This is a genomic window from Psychrobacillus sp. (assembly GCF_056205495.1).
Map to the genome: position 1 here is coordinate 1 of NZ_JBAEAP010000259.1, position 21301 is coordinate 21301.

Sequence of the window (21301 nt, forward strand, 5' to 3'; positions counted from 1 at the left end):
GATTACTAATAATAATGACGCTGTTTAACTCTGGAGAGATTCTTAATAGCTAGGTCAGTTTAACTTTAGTAGAACTTTTCAGTTATTAATACACTTTTCAAAAATTAAATCTAAATGATGCGAGGGGAGTCATTTTATGAGGAGATTTTATGAAGTTATGAGGCAAATAAAGACTTTTATAGGACGTTTCTTCTAAGGTTATGGGCCATATAAAGACTTTTACAGGCGCTATCCGAGTTTATGGGCCATCCCAAGACTTTTACGGGTCACTTCTTCTAGGTTTATGGCACGTTTCTTTTAAGATTATGGGACATATTATATCTTTTATGGGCTATTTCTGAGTTTATGGGCCCTCTCAAGACTTTAATGGGTCACTTCTTCTAGGTTTATGGGCCATTTCTTTTAAGATTATGGGACATATTATACCTTTAATGGGCGCTTTGCGAGTTTAGGTCACATTACTACTCTCTAACATTGCAGCATGCTTGTTGATTGAAGCGACAGGCGGCGACTCCTAGGGGAACAGCACGAGGGAGAGACTACAGGCTCGAGCCGTGCCCCAGGAAAGCGCCCGCTGAAAGCGAAAATCTGTGATTTCTAATTCTACTTAACAATGCGAAACTCATAATTAAACTTATATCTATAATTCCTAAATCCCATCGACATTTAATATAATACTTTAACGCAAAGGCCTAGAAGCTTAAATTATTTTAAAAAAATAACATTTTTGAAAAGAATATATATTTCCCTATTGACTGAATGCTCATTCAGTTTTAATATTGTATTAATTCATATAATTCTATTATAATGTTATTCTATTAGTAATTAGGCACATCTTAGAGGGGGAAAAGGGATGAATCCATTGTTAATCGCAAACTGGGTGTTATTCATAGGTGTTGTTCTGTATGCGGTATATCTATTTGTATATCTACTACGAACGAGATACGCATACATTAAATTGGGGAAAAAAGTTGAGTTTGAAGACAATGTGAAGGAAAGACTTCGCAAAATCTGGGTGTATGTATTTGGACAAAAGAAATTATTAAAAGACAAGAAGAGTGGATCTATTCACGTCATGTTCTTTTATGGATTTATCTTAGTACAATTTGGAGCAATTGATTTTATCTGGAAGGGACTAGCACCTGATTCACATTTACCGCTAGGACCACTATATCCAGCATTTACATTCTTCCAAGAAATCGTAACATTAGTTATTTTAGTAGCAGTAATCTGGGCATTCTACCGCCGTTACGTAGAAAAGCTAGTTCGTTTAAAACGTGGATGGAAAAATGGCCTAGTACTGATCTTCATCGGTGGACTAATGGTGTCTGTATTAGTCGGTAACGGTATGGGAATGATTTGGCATGGACATGAGGCAACCTGGAGTGAGCCTGTAGCATCTGCTGTTGCAACCGTTTTCCAAGGGATCCCTGAGGCAGCCGCAATCACTGTATTCTTTGTTATGTGGTGGATTCACTTATTATTCTTATTATCTTTCTTAGTTTATATACCACAATCTAAGCATTTCCATTTAATCACTGGACCTGCAAACGTATATTTTCACCGTCTAGATAAAGTAGGTAGACTTCGTCCTATTAATTTTGAAGAGGAAGAAGACGAGGAAGCGGATGAAGAAGAGATGCCAGTCTTCGGTGTCGGTCGCGTCCAAGACTTTACACAAGCACAAATGATAGACTTCTACGCATGCGTAGAATGTGGTCGTTGTACGAATATGTGTCCAGCGACAGGAACTGGTAAAATGCTATCTCCAATGGACTTGATCGTGAAGCTTCGTGATCACTTAACATTTACTGGAGCAGTAGAAACGAAACAAAAACCATGGGTACCTTCACTAGCATTCCAAGGAACAAAAGGAAATCAACTAGCGATGGCAGCTGGTGCAGAAGGTGCAGTAATTGAAGATATTTATAGTCCTTCATTAATCGGTGATGTAATCACTGAGGAAGAGATTTGGGCTTGTACAACTTGCCGTAACTGTGAAGACCAATGTCCAGTTATGAACGAGCATGTAGATAAAATTATAGACCTTCGCCGTTATTTAGTAATGACAGAAGGTAAAGTAAACCCGGATGCACAGCGTGCAATGACAAACATTGAACGTCAAGGTAATCCTTGGGGCCTTAACCGTAAAGAGAAAGAAAACTGGAGAGATGCTCGCCCAGATCTTCATATTCCTACTGTAAAAGAAGCTTCTAAAGCTGGGGAAGAAATTGAATATCTATTCTGGGTTGGGTCTATGGGATCCTTCGACAACCGTTCTCAAAAAATTGCTCTATCGTTTGCTCATCTGATGAATGAAGCAGGAGTGAAATTCGCAATTTTAGGTAACAAGGAAAAGAATTCTGGGGACACACCGCGACGTCTAGGAAACGAATTTATGTTCCAAGAATTAGCTGCAGCAAATATTAAAGAATTTGAAAAAGCAGAGATAACGAAAATTGTTACAATCGATCCTCATGCATATAATATTTTCAAAAATGAATATGGCGATTTTGGTTGGAATGGAGAAGTTCTTCATCATACAGAGTTACTATATGATTTAGTAATGGCGGGTCGCTTAAAACCTAAGCATGCGGTAAATGAAACAATTACCTTCCATGATTCCTGCTACTTGGGACGTTATAACGATGTGTACGATGCACCTCGTGAAATATTAAAATCGATCCCAGGAGTTCAGCTAGTAGAAATGGCGCGTAACCGTGAAAACGGAATGTGCTGTGGCGCTGGTGGAGGCTTGATGTGGATGGAAGAGCATGTTGGTAACCGCGTAAACGTTGCTCGTACAGAACAAGCGTTAGAAGTAAAACCAACAGTCATCTCTTCTGGATGTCCGTACTGCTTAACGATGCTATCAGATGGTACGAAAGCGAAAGAAGTAGAAGATACAGTAGGAACATATGACATTGCTGAGCTTCTTGAAAAATCCATCTTCGGTGAGTCAGTGACTGAAATAGAAGAGGTAAACGAAGAACAGAATGTTCAATAATAATTGCAATCACAAATTACTTTAAGTAAACTTAAACTAATGAGGAAGGGAGTGGAAATACTCCCTTTTCTTAACAGAATTAATCGAGCGAGCGTTCAGTCAGTGATATTTTATTTAAATAATCTTGAAAGCGTATACAAATCAAAGGGGTGACTGTATTGACGAAAACAGTAATTTTGGATGGGGCACGTACAGCTTTTGGTAAGTTCGGTGGAGCACTTAGTAACTTAACAGCTTCTGATTTGGGGGGAGTTGCTATAAAAGAAGCACTTGCAAAAGCAGGTGTAAAACCTGAGCAGGTAGATGAAGTGATTATGGGGACAGTTCTACAAGCCGGGCAAGGTCAAATTCCTTCTAGACAGGCAGCTAACAAGGCCGGAATTACTTGGAATGTTCAAACAGAAACGATTAATAAAGTATGTGCTTCTGGGATGCGTAGCGTAACTATGGCAGATCAAATTATTCGTTTAGGAGACGAAGAGGTAATCGTAGCTGGGGGAATGGAGTCTATGTCCAACGCTCCATACTATTTGCCGAAAGGTAGATTTGGTTTAAGAATGGGCGATGGCCAAATGGTCGACGGAATGATTTACGATGGGCTCTCTTGTTCATTCCATCCAAAGCGTGTTCATATGGGAACTTACGGAAATTCAACTGCTGAGACGTTTGAGCTATCACGTGAAAAGCAAGATGAATGGTCATACAGAAGTCACAGCCTTGCGTTAAAAGCGATTGAATCTGGAATATTTGCAGAAGAAATTGTTCCTGTAGAAATTCCCCAACGAAAAGGTGATCCTATTGTGGTAAATCAGGATGAGGCTCCTCGAGCGGACACTTCTGTTGAATCACTTGGAAAGCTAAAGCCTGCGTTTGGGAAAGAAGGTTCTATTACAGCAGGTAACGCTCCTGGAGTAAACGATGGTGCCTGCGCACTTATACTGACGAATGAAGATAAAGCAAAGGAACTTGGAAAAGAGCCACTAGCATATATAGTTGGCCACACTGCCATTGCAATTGAGCCAGAAAACTTTCCACAAACTCCGGGGCTAGTTATTAACAAGCTACTTGAGAAAACAGGGAAATCTATTGAAGACATTGATTTGTTTGAAATTAACGAGGCTTTTGCTGCAGTTGCGTTAGTGAGCAGTCAAATTGCTGGTTTATCAGAGGACAAAGTGAACGTAAACGGTGGGGCTGTTGCATTAGGTCATCCAATTGGAGCATCTGGGGCACGAATTATACTTACTCTTGCATATGAATTGAAGCGTAGAGGAGGAGGCATCGGAATAGCTGCCATCTGTTCAGGTGGAGGCCAAGGAGATGCCATCATGATTGAAGTTCCAAAAACAGGGGGAAATCTAGCATGAACATTCAAAAGGTAATGGTAATAGGCGCAGGGCAAATGGGTTCTGGGATCGCACAAGTGTGTGCACAGGCTGGATACGAAGTGAAGCTAAATGACCGCGAAGAAACATTTTTTGAACGTGGCTTTCAAACAATCTCTAAAAATCTTTCTAGAAATGTAGAAAAGGGAAGAATGACAGAGGATGAGAAGCAAACGGTTTTAAATAAAATCAGTAAGTCGCTTTCGATTGAGGATGCAAGGGACGTAGACCTTGTCATCGAAGCAGCTGTAGAAAACATGGAAATCAAACAATCTATTTTTAAACAACTAGATAGTATTGCACCAGCTCATGCTATTTTAGCAACGAATACGTCATCACTTCCAATCACAGAAATTGCAGCAGCTACCAATCGTCCAGAACAAGTAATTGGCATGCATTTTATGAATCCTGTTCCCGTGATGAAGCTCGTTGAAATTATTAGAGGTCTTGCAACTAATGATGAAGTTTATGCAGCGATTGAGGAAATGACGAAAAAGTTAAGTAAGGTTCCTGTTGAAGTAAATGACTTCCCAGGATTTGTTGCAAATCGTGTATTAATGCCAATGATCAATGAGGCAATTTATACATTATACGAAGGGGTAGCAACGAAAGAAGCAATCGATGATGTTATGAAGATGGGCATGAATCATCCAATGGGACCTCTACAGCTAGCAGACTTCATCGGTTTAGATACTTGCTTGTATATTATGGAAGTGCTTCATGAAGGATTTGGTGACAGCAAGTATAGACCATGTCCGTTATTGCGTAAATACGTGAAGGCTGGATGGCTAGGGAAGAAAACTGGAAGAGGCTTCTATATCTACGAATAACCAACAAAGGGGATTTATTAATGGAGTTAACATTCACTGAAGAGCAGCTAATGATGCGCAGCATGGTTCGTGATTTTGCAAAAGCCGAAATAGAGCCTTTTATTGAACGGATGGAGCAAGGGGAGTTCCCGCGTGAAATTATAAAAAAAATGGGTGAGCTAGGTTTAATGGGGATCACGATACCAGAGAAGTACGGTGGATCGGAGATGGACTTTACTAGCTATGTGATTGCCATCAATGAATTATCCAAGGTAAGTGCGGTTGTAGGGGTTATCCTTTCTGTACATACATCGGTAGGGACGAATCCAATTCTTTACTTTGGTAATGAAGATCAAAAACAGAAGTACATCCCAAAGCTTGCATCTGGCGAGTATCTTGGAGCATTTTGTTTAACAGAGCCATCTGCCGGGTCGGATGCAGGTGCTCTTAAAACGAAAGCAGTCAAAAAAGACGATCAGTATGTGCTTAATGGATCCAAGGTGTTTATAACAAATGGTGGAGAGGCAGATGTTTACATCGTATTTGCTTCGACGGATGCTTCGCAGGGCTCTCGTGGAATTTCCGCATTTATCGTGGAGAAGGACACACCAGGTTTTATCATTGGAAAAGACGAACACAAGATGGGCTTGCATGGATCGAGAACAGTCCAAATCACCTTTGAGGATATGAAAATCCCAGTAGAGAACCTACTTGGAGAAGAGGGCGAGGGCTTTAAGATTGCTATGGCCAACTTAAACACTGGACGTATCGGAATCGCAACTCAAGCTCTAGGTATAGCCGAAGCAGCTTTCGAAGCAGCGGTAGGATATGCAAAGGAGCGCGTCCAATTTGGTAAGCCAATTGCTACAAATCAAGGTGTTGGATTCAAGCTCGCTGACATGGGGACAGCAGTAGAGGCAGCTAGATTACTAGTTTACCGAGCAGCCAATATGCGAGATAGAGGGCTTCCTTGTGGGAAAGAAGCATCGATGGCTAAGCTATTCGCTTCTAAAACAGCGGTAGACGTAGCAATTGAGGCGGTTCAAGTATTTGGCGGTTATGGATATACAGAAGATTATCCAGTAGAACGCTACTTCCGCGATGCAAAGATTACCGAAATTTACGAGGGTACAAGTGAAATCCAACGAATCGTTATTAGTAAGCATTTGATGAATTAAGAAATATATAGTTCAGAACAATCTATAGCAAACAAAAATAAATACGACAAAAAGGCGGAGTGTACAATGAATTTTCAACTAACAGAAGAGCATGAAATGATTCGTAAAATGGTACGTGACTTTGCAGTAAATGAAGTTGCACCGACAGCAGCTGAACGTGATGAAGAGGAGCGTTTTGATCGTGAAATTTTCGACAAAATGGCAGAGCTTGGGTTAACAGGAATTCCGTGGCCTGAAGAGTACGGCGGAATAGGATCAGATTATTTAGCTTACTGTATCGCAGTAGAAGAGCTATCACGAGTTTGTGCATCTACAGGAGTAACGCTTTCTGCACACACATCTTTAGCTGGATGGCCAATATTCAAATATGGAAATGAAGAGCAAAAGCAAAAATATCTTCGTCCAATGGCAGAAGGAACAAAAATTGGTGGTTATGGCTTAACAGAAGCTGGGTCTGGTTCCGATGCTGGTGGTATGAGAACAACTGCTAAATTAGATGGAGATCATTATGTGCTAAATGGCTCTAAAATCTTTATTACGAACGGTGGCATTGCAGACATATATGTAGTGTTTGCTGTAACAGATCCAGAATCTAAGCATAAAGGAACAAGTGCATTTATCGTAGAAGCTGGATTTGAAGGATTCTCAGTTGGGAAAAAAGAGAAAAAGCTAGGAATTCGTTCGTCGCCTACAACAGAAATCATCTTTGAAAACTGCCGTGTGCCTAAAGAAAATCTATTAGGTCAAGAAGGCGAAGGATTCATCATCGCTATGAAAACGTTAGATGGCGGTCGTAACGGTATCGCTGCACAAGCGGTTGGTATTGCTCAAGGTGCTTTAGATGCTTCCGTTAGCTATGCGAAAGAGCGTGTACAGTTTGGCAAGCCAATTGCTGCGAACCAAGGAGTTTCCTTTAAGTTAGCAGACATGGCAACATCAATTGAAGCTTCACGATTACTTACTTATCAAGCTGCTTGGTTAGAGTCTAATGGACTTTCCTACGGGAAGGAATCTGCAATGGCGAAGCTAATGGCTGGTGACACAGCTATGAAAGTAACAACAGAAGCGGTGCAGGTATATGGTGGATACGGATATACGAAGGACTATCCAGTAGAGCGTTTTATGCGTGATGCTAAAATAACTCAAATTTATGAGGGTACACAAGAAATTCAACGTCTTGTTATCTCTCGTATGCTTACTAAGTAACATGGACAAAAAACACGAAGTATTGACCTCTGTAAAGGACGGAAACTTAATTGAAAAAAGACGTCAGCAAATGATACGAGCAGCTGTCACTTTATTCAAACAAAAGGGCTTTCACCGTACTACTACAAGAGAGATTGCGAAGGAAGCGGGCTTTAGTATAGGCACGCTTTATGAATATATCCGCACCAAAGAGGATGTACTCTATTTAGTTTGCGATAGTATTTATCATGAGGTTCATGGAAGACTTTCAGAATTTCAGCCTGAAAAAGGCACGACGATTGAGGACTTGAAAAATGCGATATATCACTATTATGGGGTGATAGATGATATGTCGGATGAGTTTGTCGTCATGTACCAGGAATCCAAATCGTTACCGAAAAAAGCACTCGAATATGTATTAACTAAAGAGCTAGAAATGGTGGATATATTCTATAAAATCATGGTTGGCTGTATTGAGGCTGGGGAGCTGAAGCTAACTGCGGAGCAGGCTAAACTATATGCTCATACCTTGGCTGTCCAAGGGCAAATGTGGGCATTTAGAAGATGGGCCTTGCGCAAGGAATTTACCATCGAGCAATTTACAGATCTACAAGTGCAGTTATTACTCAGTGGGATGGGTAAAGCGAAGGACGTTCTTTAAACTAGTCCAGGGTTTGGAATAAATGTTCACACAAACAAGGAGGAACAACATGTCGAAGGTAGAAGTATATCGTCCAAAAAATCATGTTCGTTTTGTAACGGCGTCGAGTCTTTTTGACGGTCATGATGCATCCATCAATATTATGCGCCGCATTTTACAGGCGAGCGGAGCAGAGGTGATCCACCTAGGCCACAATCGTTCGGTTGAAGAGGTTGTTAATGCTGCTATACAAGAGGATGTTCAAGGGATTGCCATCTCTTCCTATCAAGGAGGACATGTCGAGTATTTTAAATATATGAAGGACTTACTTGCCGAAAGGGGAGCACCTCATATTCGTATATATGGTGGTGGCGGTGGAGTAATTATCCCAAAAGAAATTAAAGAACTGCAGGAATATGGTATTTCAGGAATATTTTCACCTGAAGACGGTCGAAAGCTAGGACTGCAAGGGATGATCAACAAAATGCTAATGGAGTGCGACGTTCCAACAGAGCCTTCAGGAGCAAAAGAAACAATCGATAAAGTTACAACTGAAAATCCAGAGGTACTCGCTCATCTGATTACACTAGCAGAAGAGGCACATCACACCAAGGATTCCGAAACGAAGAGTATGCTTGAGCTGGCACAAGGCTTGTCTAAGAATACTCCAGTGCTAGGGATCACCGGTACAGGTGGTGCAGGGAAAAGCTCCTTAACGGATGAACTGATCCGTCGCTTTCTTCAGGAATTGCCAGATAAAAAAATAGCAGTTTTATCGATTGACCCTACAAAGCAAAAAACTGGTGGGGCTCTGCTTGGAGACCGTATCCGTATGAATGCTATTTTCAATAAACGGGTATTTATGAGAAGCCTAGCTACTCGCGGATCACGGACAGAATTATCAGGCGCAATAGCAGATGTATTAGATGTTGTGAAGGTTGCCGGCTATGATCTGATTGTCGTAGAGACAAGTGGAATCGGTCAAGGGGATGCTGAAATTACGAATGTTTCTGACCTCTCTATGTACGTCATGACTAGTGAGTTTGGAGCACCGTCTCAACTAGAAAAAATTGATATGATTGACTATGCAGACTTAATCGTTATCAATAAATTCGAACGAAAAGGCTCTGAGGATGCATTAAGACAGGTGCAAAAGCAGTATCAACGCAGCCGTGAGCTTTGGGATGTGGAGCTGGACAAAATGCCAGTTTACGGTACAATTGCTAGCCAGTTCAATGACAAAGGGACTAACTCATTATTTGCAGCATTAATCGATACATTGAATAAAAAATTGGGCACAGATTGGGCAACATCTTATGATCAGTTTGTGAAAACACAAAAGCAAAATGTCATTATCCCTAACGATCGCAGGTACTATCTTCGTGAAATTACGGACACAGTTAGAGGCTATCATAATAAGTCTCAAGAGCAGGTAGAGTTTGCTAGACGATTGTTCCAACTAGAGGGAGCAATTGACGAGGTTAAGAAAAAAACTGCAGACGATGCTTTAATTAAGTCATTAGAATCTTTAGCCGAGGGCATAAAAGATGAATTAACGGCAGAATCAAAACGTATTTTAGACAACTGGCAGGCACTAAAAGATGCGTATGCAGGCGATGAGTTTGTCACAAAGATTCGTGATAAAGAAATTCGTACAATTCTACGTACGGAAAGCTTGTCTGGCTTGAAAATCCCTAAGGTCGCTCTACCGAAATTTGTCGATTACGGGGAGATTTTGAAATGGGTTTATAAAGAGAATGTACCAGGATCGTTCCCTTATACTGCAGGGGTATTCCCTTTCCGTAGAGAAGGAGAGGACCCTAAGCGTCAGTTTGCAGGAGAAGGTACTCCAGAGCGTACTAACCGTCGTTTCCATTATTTATCTAAGGATGATGATGCAAAGCGCTTGTCTACAGCGTTTGACTCCGTAACGCTTTACGGAGAAGATCCAGATTATCGTCCAGATATTTACGGCAAGGTTGGGGAATCTGGTGTTAGCATTTGTACATTAGAAGATATGAAAAAGCTATATGCTGGCTTTGACTTATGTGCGCCATCCACGTCTGTGTCGATGACCATAAACGGTCCAGCTCCAATTATATTAGCAATGTTTATGAACACCGCAATTGACCAGCAGGTACGCCTAAAGGAAGAAGAGCTAGGTAGAACATTGACGGTAGAAGAATTCACTCAAGTGAAGGAAGCAACATTGCAAGTCGTTCGAGGTACCGTGCAGGCAGACATTCTAAAAGAAGATCAAGGACAAAATACGTGTATCTTCTCGACAGAATTCGCACTTCGAATGATGGGGGACATCCAACAATACTTTATCGACCATAAGGTTAGGAATTACTATTCTGTTTCTATTTCTGGTTATCATATTGCAGAGGCAGGGGCAAATCCTATTTCCCAGCTGGCATTTACTATGGCAAACGGTTTTACGTATGTAGAGTATTATTTAAGTCGTGGGATGAATATTGATGAATTTGCACCTAATCTATCATTCTTCTTCTCAAACGGGCTAGATCCAGAATACACGGTGATTGGTCGCGTTGCCCGTCGTATATGGGCTGTGGTTATGCGTGAAAAGTATGGTGCAAATGAGAGAAGCCAGAAGTTAAAATACCATGTACAAACATCGGGGAGAAGTCTTCATGCCCAAGAAATAGATTTCAATGATATACGTACAACGCTTCAGGCCTTGATGGCATTGCAGGATAACTGTAACTCGCTCCATACAAACGCGTATGACGAGGCAATCACCACTCCTACAGAGGAATCTGTACGTCGTGCCATGGCTATCCAGATGATTATTACAAAAGAGCATGGCTTATCGAAAAACGAAAACTCTTTACAAGGCTCCTATGTAGTGGAAGAGCTGACTGACCTTGTAGAAGAAGCAGTTCTAACGGAATTTGATCGTATCAATGACCGTGGTGGTGTTCTCGGAGCAATGGAAACTCAGTATCAGCGTGGTAAAATTCAAGAAGAGTCTATGTATTATGAGATGAAGAAGCATACAGGGGAGCTTCCGATTATAGGGGTTAACACCTACTTAAATCCAAACCCTGCTTCTGAAGATGATATAGACAATATGGAACTTGCTCGTGCATCCAAAGAGGAAAAAGAAACTCAAATTAATAATTTAAGAGACTTCCAAGCTAAGCATGAAGCTAAAGTGGAGCATGCATTAGAGCGCTTGAAGCAAGTTGCAATGAGTGGCGGCAATATCTTCGAAGAGCTGATGAGCACTGTTCAGATTGCAAGCTTAGGTCAAATTACTAATGCTCTTTATGAGGTTGGCGGTCAATATCGAAGAAATATGTAAAAATATTAGTGTCTCTATGTATATTAGAGGCACTTTTTTATTATATTTTTTGTATAATGTATATATAAAGTCGTAGAGGAGAAGTGTGATGAAAAAGCCTGTTCAAATTATGGTTATAATTGTTCTCCTTTTAACGACAGTTTGGTTGTATAATAAAAGACTCGCTTCCATACCGTTACTCTTGCTTTCTTTTTATTTATTTTCTATAGTTGGAAGGAAAATATCTCTTTTCAAAAAGAATAAATGAATGTAGCATATAACTTAATTGTTTGTATATAATGGAAAGTATGCAAGCGGACATAGAAAGGACGTGCACGATTTGAATTTTCGTGAAATGACAACAGCACAATTACAAGAAGAATCACTAATAGATCTTGGATTTGCCATACTAGAAGATAAGAAAAATTCTTTAACATTAACAGAATTATTTGATGAGATTCAAAAGTTGAACGGCTTTACAGATGAAGAGATGGCAGATCGTAAGCCACAATTTTATACAGACATGAATATTGATGGACGTTTCCTAGCAATTGCTGAAAACCAATGGGGCCTTAGAGAGTGGTATCCAGTGGAACAAATTGAAGAAGAAACTGCTCCAACTGTAAAAGTACGTAAGAAGAAAACAAAAGCAGTAGATGATTTAGACGACTTGGATGATTTGGATGAGGATGAAATTATCTTCGAAGAAGAATTCGATGAATTTATTGAAGATGACGACGATGACGATGATGACGACGACGATGACGATGATGTAGTAGCAATCGATTTCGTGGAAGCTGAAATTGATGAGGTAGACGTAATCGAGGAAGATTTAATCGACGAAGACGACGAAGACTTTGAAATCATTGATGATGAAGATCTAGATGAAGATGAAGAATTAGACGAGGAAGAATAATTCTTGACTTCTACTAGCAAACGCTATAAGATTTTATTGGGCTCTTTTTGAAGAGACATACTCATGTGCATACGCGCTCCCCTGCTAAAACCAGCAGGAGGAGCGCCTTTTATTATTGGAACACGATAAATAGGAGGAACGACAATGACTAAATTTATTTTTGTTACTGGTGGAGTTGTATCTTCGCTTGGTAAAGGTATTACAGCAGCGTCTCTTGGACGTTTATTAAAAAATAGAGGATTGAAAGTAACTATTCAAAAATTCGATCCTTACATCAATCTAGACCCTGGAACAATGAGTCCATATCAACATGGGGAAGTTTTCGTAACAGACGACGGCGCAGAAACAGACTTAGATTTAGGTCACTATGAGCGTTTCATCGACATCAATCTGAACAAATACTCTAACATCACAACAGGTAAAGTGTATTCGTCAGTTTTAAGAAAAGAACGTCGTGGAGATTATAACGGCGGAACTGTACAAGTCATTCCTCATATTACAAATGAAATAAAAGAAAGATTATTCCTTGCTGCAAGAGAAACTCAAGCTGACATCGTGATTACGGAGATTGGTGGAACAGTTGGAGATATAGAATCACTTCCTTTCCTTGAAACAATCCGCCAAATGAAGCGTGATGTGGGAAGTAACAATGTCATGTACATCCACTGTACATTAGTACCATTTATCAAAGCTGCTGGTGAGATGAAAACAAAACCAACTCAGCACAGTGTTAAAGAGCTTAGAAGCTTAGGTATTCAACCAAATGTCATTGTTGTTCGCTCTGAAATGCCTGTACCACAAGATATGAAAGATAAAATCGCGTTATTCTGTGATATCAAACCAGAAGAAGTAATTGAATGTATCGATGCAGATTCTTTATATGAAATTCCTTTAAACCTACAAGCTCAGCATCTAGACCAAATCGTTGTAGATCACTTCCAGCTTACTACGCCAGAAGCAGATATGACGGACTGGATAGGATTAGTAGATCAAGTAAAATCATTATCGAAAAAAGTTCGTATTGGTCTAGTAGGTAAATACGTAGAGCTTCAAGATGCATACATTTCTGTTGTAGAAGCAATGAAACATGCTGGATATGCATTTGATGCAGATGTAGAGATTAAATGGGTAAATGCAGAGCACGTAAGCAATGAAAATGTTGCTGAAATTCTTTCTGACGTAGATGGTATCCTTGTCCCTGGTGGATTTGGAGATCGCGGGGTAGAAGGTAAAATTGCAGCGATTAAATTTGCTCGAGAAAACAAAGTACCTTTCTTCGGAATCTGCCTAGGTATGCAATTAGCAACAGTTGAATATGCACGTAACGTGTTAAACCTAGAAGGAGCACACTCAACTGAGTTAGATCCAAGCACACCACACTCTATTATTGATCTATTGCCAGAACAAAAAGATGTAGAGGACCTTGGTGGTACACTTCGTCTAGGATTATATCCATGTAAACTAACACCTGGCTCTAAAGCACAAGAAGCATACGGCGAAGAGCTTGTATATGAGCGTCACCGTCACCGCTATGAATTCAACAATGAATTCCGTGAGCAATTCGAGGCTGCTGGATTTATGTTCTCTGGGACAAGCCCAAATGGTCGTTTAATCGAAATCGTTGAGCTTCCTGAGCATCCTTTCTTCGTAGCATCTCAGTTCCATCCGGAGTTTGTGTCTCGCCCGCAGCGTCCACAACCATTATTCCGTGAATTCATTAAAGCTTCCGTTGGAGAATAATTTAAGATAGAAAAATGAAAGCATCGAGCACTTTACTCTTTTGTAAAATGTTCGATGCTTTTTTGTGCATAAAAGTGATAATCTTTCACATAAACAACAATGTAATTATTATACAGTATAGGTTATAATAGGATTAGTGGAGTGGGGAGGAAGTGTTAAAGAGAAATTTCTATTATAAATCATATAAATTTTAAATATTCCAATTACATATGAAACTTTGATGTAAGATAATAAGTCTACTATACATAAAGGGTTTTTTGGTGAGAGCGAGTTAGCAGGCAAGGGATTGTAGTAAAAAGTGGACTCATCATAAGGTAGCCGGTGATTGTAGTAAAATACCGTTCTATTGTCGTAAAACTAGTCAGAGCGAACTAGCGGAAGGAAGAAATAATCTTTTAAGAAACAAACAACCGTTAAAGTCATGAGGCACGCACCAATCCTAGTGAATAATGTTTGTATATTTTTATCATTAAAAAAAGCTAGCTTTTGGCAGCTAGCTTTTTATACCTAATATTTATTCCTCACTTTTAAGTATTTCGTCGATTTGTAATTTAACAGCCTCATATACGAACAATCCAGCGAGAGCGTGTGGGAAAACTACTCTAGAGCCATCTTCAGCAGGAAGTAGCCCCTTAGAAATCTTTAAGGATATATATGTATATGCAAGATCAAATAACAAATTATCGTCCCCAGCCGGCTCACTAGTTAGGACGCCAAAAGGGATAAACTGCTCACTTAAGCTTTTAGCGAGCATAATTGCCTCATCATTAAGAGCGGAGCGAGTAATGATCCAAACTCTGTCTGCGCTAGTAAACTCGACATCAGGACTCCATCTTTCCATTTGTGGAAATGGCTCAGTAGCATATTGTGCATTTATCGCTATGCTATGCATTTCATCAAACGTTGCAAAGTAGATTTTCCCTTCCCCTGCCGCTGCTTGTGCAAGGAGGCGAGCAGTTTCTTCTATGCTTTCTTCCTCGGAGCTAGCAATTCTTTGGAGCAACCCGGAAAGTTGTGTTGTTAACATTTTCATTCTTTTCACCTCTAAATTATTATATAAGAATTTGGATAATCATTGTAGTAACTTGTGTAGCAATCATAAAAAAGTGCCCTTTATTAGGGAATTTTATCCTTTTTATCATAATATTTTCAATTGAAAAAGGAGGAAAGATGGATGTTTATAGCGAATATTACATTACTAGAAAATACGGTAAAAAGGGGTCTTCCTTCATGAAACAGTTACTAATTGTAGATGATCAACTTGGGATACGGATGCTCTTAAAAGAAGTTTTCGCTCAAGAGGGGTATGAGATTAGCCTAGCTTCAAATGGTTATGAAGCATTGAAGCAATTAGAAGAAAAGACGATTGCTGGTGTATTATTAGACATGAAAATACCAGGTATGGATGGGATTCAAATTTTAAAAAAAATAAAAGAACAATCACCTGAGTTACCAGTAATGATGATGACCGCTTATGGTGAGTTAAATCTCATTCAAGAGGCGATGGGCTTAGGTGCATCGCTCTATTTTACAAAACCCTTTGATATTTTTGAAGTAAGGGATGCTGTGAACAATTTACTAAAATAATGTGGGTATGAGCAGGCAGTGGAAAACATCGCCTGTTTTTGTTATGATTGTGTAGGAAATGAGTAGGCTAACTCTAAACAGTTTATTTGGACAAAATATAGGGTATTTTATTATGTGGAACGTTTAGATGTGTGTCCTGCTTAAGCATTTGATTAATTATTTGCGATGTACCAATTAAAATATAGGAGGTCCTTTTAAATGGCTTTAGTTTCTATGAAAGAAATGCTTGAAAAAGGTAAAAAAGAAGGCTATGCAGTTGGACAATTCAACATTAATAACTTGGAATTCACGCAGGCTATTTTACAAGCAGCTGAAGAAGAAAAGTCACCAGTTATTTTAGGTGTTTCTGAAGGCGCTGCAAAATACATGGGCGGATTTACAACAGTTGTACATATGGTTAAAGGATTAATGGCGGACTATAATATTACAGTTCCGGTAGCAATTCATTTAGATCATGGTTCAAGCTTTGATAAATGTAAGGCTGCAATTGATGCTGGATTTACTTCTGTCATGATTGACGCATCACACCATCCTTTTGAAGAAAATGTAGAAATTACTTCAAAAGTGGTAGAGTATGCTCATGCTCACAGTGTTTCCGTAGAAGCAGAGCTAGGGACTGTTGGCGGTCAAGAAGACGATGTAATAGCAGATGGCGTTATTTATGCTGACCCAGCAGAATGTGCGGAGCTTGTAAAACGCACTGCAATTGACTGTCTTGCACCTGCTCTTGGATCCGTTCATGGTCCGTATAAAGGTGAACCAAACTTAGGTTTTGAGGAAATGGAAGAAATTTCTAAGTTAGCTGATTTACCGTTAGTACTACATGGCGGAACTGGTATTCCAACAAAAGACATTACAAGAGCTATTTCGTTAGGTACAGCTAAGATTAATGTAAATACAGAAAACCAAATTGCTGCAACAAAAGCAATTCGTGAATACCTAGCAGCTAACGAAGAACAATACGATCCACGTAAGTATTTAATCCCAGCACGTGATGCAATAAAAGCAACTGTGATTGGAAAAATGCGTGAATTCGGAAGTTCTAATAAAGCATAAGTAATATAAATAGCTATAAAGGAGAAGTGCTCTTTGGCTCTTAAGTAGAGTGACAAGAGGGACTTCTCCTGTTTTTCCATCAAGAGGAGGATATTATTAATATGAAATTTTTTATCGATACAGCAAACTTTGACGAAATAAAAGAAGCACACTCATGGGGAGTAATCTCAGGTGTTACTACAAATCCATCTTTAGTAGCAAAAGAAAATATTTCTTTTCACGATCGTTTACGTGAAATCACAGCTTTAGTAGATGGTTCAGTAAGTGCAGAGGTTATAGCTTTAGATGCAGAAGGTATGATTAAAGAAGGTAGAGAGCTAGCTGCAATTGCACCAAACATCACAGTTAAGCTTCCAATGACACCAGAAGGCTTAAAAGCATGTTCAGTTTTCCGTGCAGAAGGTATTAAAACTAACGTAACTCTAATCTTCAGCGCAAACCAAGCATTAATGGCAGCACGTGCTGGTGCTACATATGTTTCTCCTTTCTTAGGCCGTTTAGATGATATTGGCCATGATGGTATGGAATTGATTGCTAAAATCTCAACTATATTCTCTATCCATAACATTGACACAGAAATTATTGCTGCTTCAATCAGACATCCACAGCATATTACTGATGCAGCATTAAATGGTGCACATATCTCAACTACTCCATTTAAAGTTTTAAAACAATTATTCAATCATCCTTTAACTGATAAAGGAATTGAAGGTTTCCTAGCGGATTGGAACAATAGAAAAAGCGAGTAACCAACACGAAGGAGAACGGTATGGAAGTTTATAAAATAAAAGGAGGAAACACCCTCCGTGGCACGATTAAAGTAAGTGGGGCAAAAAATAGTGCAGTAGCTCTTATTCCCGCTTCGTTGATGGCTAATTCTCCCGTTACAATAGAAGGCTTACCTGAAATATTGGATGTTTTCACCCTAAAGGAAATTTTAGAAGAGGTTGGAGCAAAAGTAACCTTCTCTGAGGGGACTATGGTGATAGATCCGACAAATGTTGTAGATATGCCTATGCCCAATGGTAATATTAAAAAATTACGAGCATCTTATTACTTAATGGGTGTTATGCTAGGGAAATTCAAAAAAGCAGCTATTGGGCTGCCGGGTGGCTGTCATTTAGGCCCTCGACCAATTGATCAGCATATTAAAGGTTTTGAAGCGTTAGGTGCAGAAGTGAGCAATGAGCACGGAGCAATCTATTTGAGAGCAGACGAGCTAGTTGGCTCAAAAATATACCTGGATGTTGTTAGTGTGGGCGCCACAATTAACATCATGCTTGCTGCCGTCCTAGCAAAAGGTAGAACTATTATCGAAAATGCTGCAAAAGAGCCAGAAATTATTGATGTGGCAACGTTACTTTCAAATATGGGAGCTAATATTAAAGGTGCAGGAACAAACGTGATTCGTATTGATGGGGTAGAAGAACTACACGGTACGAAGCACACGATTATTCCGGACCGTATAGAGGCTGGCACTTTTATGATTATGGCTGCACTTGCCGGTGATGGAGTAACCATTGATAATGTCATTCCATTTCACGTGGAAGCTTTAACTGCAAAGCTTCGAGAAATGGGAGTAGCTGTAGAAGAGTTTGAAGAGAAGGTATTTATTCCTAAAACGACAAATTTACAAGCTGTTGACGTTAAGACACTTGTTTATCCTGGATTTGCCACGGATCTTCAGCAACCTTTTTCTGTTTTATTGACACAAGCTACCGGAACTTCGGTCATTACTGATTCTATTTACTCAGCGCGGTTTAAACATATTGATGAGTTACGTCGCATGAACGCAAATGGAAGAGTAGATGGTAGAACTGCTGTGCTAACTGGCCCCGTTAAGCTAGAGGCTGCAACTGTTCGTGCGAGCGATCTTCGCGCAGGGGCTGCTCTAGTACTGGCAGGCTTAATAGCAGACGGTGAAACCGAAATTCAAGATATTTACCACATAGACCGAGGATATAGCTCATTAATCGAGAAGCTACAAGGTATAGGTGCAGATATTAGAAGAGTGGAAGTCCTGGAAATCGAACAAAATAATAGCTAGAAAAATGGAGGGTATTTTCTCCATTTTTTTAGAAATTAGACATATCTTAAGTAATTTCTGTCGGGGCAGAGACAGGCGAATGCGCTTTTCTTATTTGACAAATATGCTACAATGATATCGGAAGAAACAAATTCGTATGTATATATATACAATCCGTAATACGGGAGGCACAAACGAAATGGAACGTAGTTTATCAATGGAATTAGTCCGAGTGACTGAAGCAGCCGCTATTGCATCTGCTCGCTGGATGGGACGAGGATTAAAAAATGAAGCAGATGATGCAGCAACTACTGCAATGCGTACAGTATTTGACACTATCCCTATGGAGGGTGTTGTAGTAATTGGGGAAGGTGAAATGGACGAGGCACCGATGCTATATATCGGAGAAAAGCTTGGCCATGGCACAGGAGGTCCTCAAGTAGATGTAGCAGTAGACCCTTTAGAAGGTACTAATATTGTAGCTTCTGGTGGCTGGAATGCTTTAGCAGTTCTAGCAATTGCAGATCGCGGAAATTTACTTCATGCACCAGATATGTATATGGAAAAACTGGCAGTAGGACCTGAATCCGTTGGCCAAGTGGACATAAATGCATCTGTACTTGATAATTTACGTGCTGTTGCTCGTGCAAAAAACAAAGATATTGAAGATGTTGTTGCGACTATCCTAGGTCGTCAGCGCCATGAAAAAATTATCGAAGAAATTAGAGCAGCAGGCGCTCGCATCAAGCTAATTACCGATGGCGATGTAGCTGGGGCGATTAACACTGCTTTTGATAATACTGGTGTTGATATTTTATTCGGCATGGGAGGAGCTCCAGAAGGAGTTATCTCAGCAGTTGGATTAAAATGCTTAGGTGGAGAAATTCAAGGGAAGCTTGTTCCTCAGGATGAGGCAGAACTTGAAAGATGTAAAAAAATGGGACTAGATGTTAACAAGATTTTACGTATGGAGGATCTTGTTAAAGGCGATGATGCAATCTTTGCTGCAACTGGAGTTACAGATGGAGAACTTCTTCGTGGAGTACAATTCAAAGGCGCTTTTGGTTCCACGCATTCTATCGTAATGCGCGCCAAATCCGGAACTATTCGTTTCGTAGAAGGTCGTCACAGCTTAAACAAAAAACCGAATTTAGTACTATAAAACTAAACTTCTTTGTATACCCGATAGTTCTCTATCGGGTATCCTCTAATAAAACTTCTTTCCTTTTATCCAGTTTCAATAAGTAAACAACAAAATATAGTAAAGAGTGGTGCGTGCTAATGACACAAACAACGATCAATGAGCTAGAGAATATGACCTTAAAAGAGCTCTATACTCTTGCGCGCAAGTATAAAATAGCTGCTTATAGTAAATTATCAAAAAAAGAACTTATTTTTGCAATCTTAAAATCTCGTGCAGAGCAAGAAGGCTTTTTCTTTATGGAAGGTGTTTTAGAGATCATTCAGCAGGAGGGCTTTGGCTTCCTACGACCGATTAACTATTCTCCTAGCTCTGAAGATATTTATATTTCCGCATCACAAATTAGAAGATTTGATTTGCGTAACGGAGACAAAGTAACAGGGAAAGTACGACCACCAAAGGAAAGCGAACGTTATTACGGTCTTCTGCACGTAGAGCTAGTAAATGGAGAAGATCCAGAAATTGCTAAAGAGCGAGTTCATTTCCCAGGACTAACACCTTTGTATCCAGATCGCCATATTAAATTGGAAACTGTTCCAGAAAAGCTATCTACTAGAATTATGGATTTAGTAGCTCCAGTAGGTTATGGTCAGCGTGGTTTAATAGTTGCTCCGCCGAAAGCTGGTAAAACATTATTAATAAAAGAAATTGCTAATGCTATTACTACGAACCATCCGAATGCAGAGCTAATTGTATTATTAATAGATGAACGCCCAGAGGAAGTAACAGATATCGAGCGTTCTGTGAAGGCAGATGTAGTAAGCTCCACATTTGATGAGGTACCAGAAAATCACGTTAAGGTAGCAGAGCTTGTCTTGGAAAGAGCTATGCGCCTTGTAGAGCATAAGCGTGATGTTATTATCCTAATGGATTCTATCACTCGTTTAGCACGTGCGTACAATCTTGTTATACCGCCAAGTGGACGTACTCTATCAGGTGGTATTGATCCTGCTGCATTCCATCGTCCAAAACGCTTCTTCGGTGCTGCGCGTAATATCGAAGAGGGTGGAAGCTTAACTATTTTAGCCACTGCTTTAGTTGATACTGGATCACGAATGGATGAAGTTATTTACGAAGAATTCAAAGGTACAGGAAACCTAGAGCTTCACCTAGACCGTAGTCTAGCAGAGCGTCGTATCTTCCCGGCCATTGACATCCGTCGTTCAGGAACAAGAAAAGAAGAATTGTTAATTCCTAAGGACCAGTTAGATAAACTATGGGCAATTCGTAAAACCTTCTCTGACTCTCACGATTTTGGAGAGCG

16 protein-coding genes are annotated in these 21301 nt (G+C 39.9%); 15 read left to right on the forward strand and 1 reads right to left on the reverse strand.

All coding sequences use genetic code 11. The features are described 5' to 3' along the window. The first annotated feature begins 853 nt into the window (after positions 1-853). The 9 genes from AC06OU_RS07425 to AC06OU_RS07465 all read left to right on the forward strand — a co-directional run bounded on the left by AC06OU_RS07425 (position 854) and on the right by AC06OU_RS07465 (position 14167). Entirely contained in the window at positions 854-3007 is a 2154-nt protein-coding gene (locus tag AC06OU_RS07425) for a heterodisulfide reductase-related iron-sulfur binding cluster (protein ID WP_169359437.1), read from the forward strand. Positions 3008-3165: 158 nt separating this feature from the next. Then, positions 3166-4374 carry an acetyl-CoA C-acetyltransferase gene (locus AC06OU_RS07430; RefSeq protein WP_475854986.1) on the forward strand — a complete coding sequence of 403 codons (1209 nt, stop codon included), beginning with the start codon at positions 3166-3168 and terminating at the stop codon, positions 4372-4374. Beyond that, entirely contained in the window at positions 4371-5222 is an 852-nt protein-coding gene (locus AC06OU_RS07435; protein ID WP_475854988.1) for a 3-hydroxybutyryl-CoA dehydrogenase, read from the forward strand. The genes AC06OU_RS07430 and AC06OU_RS07435 overlap by 4 nt, the downstream gene beginning before the upstream one ends. A 20-nt stretch (positions 5223-5242) precedes the next feature. Further along, positions 5243-6379 (forward strand): acyl-CoA dehydrogenase, encoded by a 1137-nt coding sequence (locus AC06OU_RS07440; RefSeq protein WP_475854990.1) that lies wholly within the window; start codon positions 5243-5245, stop codon positions 6377-6379. Positions 6380-6445: 66 nt separating this feature from the next. Next, positions 6446-7585 (forward strand): acyl-CoA dehydrogenase, encoded by a 1140-nt coding sequence (locus tag AC06OU_RS07445; RefSeq protein ID WP_169359441.1) that lies wholly within the window; start codon positions 6446-6448, stop codon positions 7583-7585. Between the two features lies 1 nt (position 7586). Next, positions 7587-8225, forward strand: a complete 639-nt coding sequence (locus tag AC06OU_RS07450; protein WP_475854991.1) for a TetR/AcrR family transcriptional regulator — start codon at positions 7587-7589, stop codon at positions 8223-8225. A 49-nt stretch (positions 8226-8274) separates the two neighbouring features. Further along, entirely contained in the window at positions 8275-11532 is a 3258-nt protein-coding gene (icmF, locus tag AC06OU_RS07455) for a fused isobutyryl-CoA mutase/GTPase IcmF (protein ID WP_475854992.1), read from the forward strand. Between the two features lie 319 nt (positions 11533-11851). Continuing rightward, the gene (rpoE, locus tag AC06OU_RS07460) at positions 11852-12427 is read left to right on the forward strand and encodes a DNA-directed RNA polymerase subunit delta (protein ID WP_475854994.1); all 576 of its coding nucleotides are present in this window, start codon (positions 11852-11854) and stop codon (positions 12425-12427) included. A gap of 144 nt (positions 12428-12571) precedes the next feature. Beyond that, complete coding sequence (locus AC06OU_RS07465; RefSeq protein ID WP_169359444.1) at positions 12572-14167, forward strand: CTP synthase; 1596 nt, start codon at positions 12572-12574, stop codon at positions 14165-14167. A 514-nt stretch (positions 14168-14681) separates the two neighbouring features. Here the strand turns inward: AC06OU_RS07465 and AC06OU_RS07470 are convergent. After that, the gene (locus AC06OU_RS07470; RefSeq protein WP_475854995.1) at positions 14682-15200 is read right to left on the reverse strand and encodes a DUF2529 family protein; all 519 of its coding nucleotides are present in this window, start codon (positions 15198-15200) and stop codon (positions 14682-14684) included. Between the two features lie 197 nt (positions 15201-15397). Here AC06OU_RS07470 and AC06OU_RS07475 point away from each other — a divergent pair, with 197 nt between their 5' ends. From AC06OU_RS07475 to rho, 6 genes are all read left to right on the forward strand, one after another. Then, positions 15398-15754, forward strand: a complete 357-nt coding sequence (locus AC06OU_RS07475) for a response regulator (protein WP_475854996.1) — start codon at positions 15398-15400, stop codon at positions 15752-15754. 198 nt (positions 15755-15952) lie between these two features. Then, entirely contained in the window at positions 15953-16810 is an 858-nt protein-coding gene (locus AC06OU_RS07480) for a class II fructose-bisphosphate aldolase (protein WP_169359447.1), read from the forward strand. 101 nt (positions 16811-16911) lie between these two features. Further along, positions 16912-17559 carry a fructose-6-phosphate aldolase gene (gene fsa / locus AC06OU_RS07485; RefSeq protein ID WP_169359448.1) on the forward strand — a complete coding sequence of 216 codons (648 nt, stop codon included), beginning with the start codon at positions 16912-16914 and terminating at the stop codon, positions 17557-17559. 20 nt (positions 17560-17579) lie between these two features. Continuing rightward, a complete protein-coding gene (locus AC06OU_RS07490; RefSeq protein WP_169359449.1) occupies positions 17580-18857 on the forward strand; it encodes a UDP-N-acetylglucosamine 1-carboxyvinyltransferase in 1278 nt (425 codons plus the stop codon). Positions 18858-19035: 178 nt separating this feature from the next. Further along, the gene (gene glpX, locus AC06OU_RS07495; RefSeq protein ID WP_169359450.1) at positions 19036-19998 is read left to right on the forward strand and encodes a class II fructose-bisphosphatase; all 963 of its coding nucleotides are present in this window, start codon (positions 19036-19038) and stop codon (positions 19996-19998) included. A gap of 119 nt (positions 19999-20117) precedes the next feature. Further along, positions 20118-21301: transcription termination factor Rho (gene rho / locus AC06OU_RS07500; protein ID WP_475854999.1), on the forward strand; the 1184-nt coding region annotated here is incomplete at its 3' end.

Excerpts from the sequence above, each read along its gene's own strand:
- AC06OU_RS07425 (WP_169359437.1), top strand. The coding sequence starts at position 854 with ATGAATCCATTGTTAATCGCAAACTGGGTGTTATTCATAGGTGTTGTT.
- AC06OU_RS07435 (WP_475854988.1), top strand. The coding sequence starts at position 4,371 with ATGAACATTCAAAAGGTAATGGTAATAGGCGCAGGGCAAATGGGTTCT.
- AC06OU_RS07440 (WP_475854990.1), top strand. The coding sequence starts at position 5,243 with ATGGAGTTAACATTCACTGAAGAGCAGCTAATGATGCGCAGCATGGTT.
- AC06OU_RS07445 (WP_169359441.1), top strand. The coding sequence starts at position 6,446 with ATGAATTTTCAACTAACAGAAGAGCATGAAATGATTCGTAAAATGGTA.
- AC06OU_RS07450 (WP_475854991.1), top strand. The coding sequence starts at position 7,587 with ATGGACAAAAAACACGAAGTATTGACCTCTGTAAAGGACGGAAACTTA.
- icmF (WP_475854992.1), top strand. The coding sequence starts at position 8,275 with ATGTCGAAGGTAGAAGTATATCGTCCAAAAAATCATGTTCGTTTTGTA.
- AC06OU_RS07465 (WP_169359444.1), top strand. The coding sequence starts at position 12,572 with ATGACTAAATTTATTTTTGTTACTGGTGGAGTTGTATCTTCGCTTGGT.
- AC06OU_RS07470 (WP_475854995.1), bottom strand. The coding sequence starts at position 15,200 with ATGAAAATGTTAACAACACAACTTTCCGGGTTGCTCCAAAGAATTGCT.
- AC06OU_RS07475 (WP_475854996.1), top strand. The coding sequence starts at position 15,398 with ATGAAACAGTTACTAATTGTAGATGATCAACTTGGGATACGGATGCTC.
- AC06OU_RS07480 (WP_169359447.1), top strand. The coding sequence starts at position 15,953 with ATGGCTTTAGTTTCTATGAAAGAAATGCTTGAAAAAGGTAAAAAAGAA.
- fsa (WP_169359448.1), top strand. The coding sequence starts at position 16,912 with ATGAAATTTTTTATCGATACAGCAAACTTTGACGAAATAAAAGAAGCA.
- AC06OU_RS07490 (WP_169359449.1), top strand. The coding sequence starts at position 17,580 with ATGGAAGTTTATAAAATAAAAGGAGGAAACACCCTCCGTGGCACGATT.
- glpX (WP_169359450.1), top strand. The coding sequence starts at position 19,036 with ATGGAACGTAGTTTATCAATGGAATTAGTCCGAGTGACTGAAGCAGCC.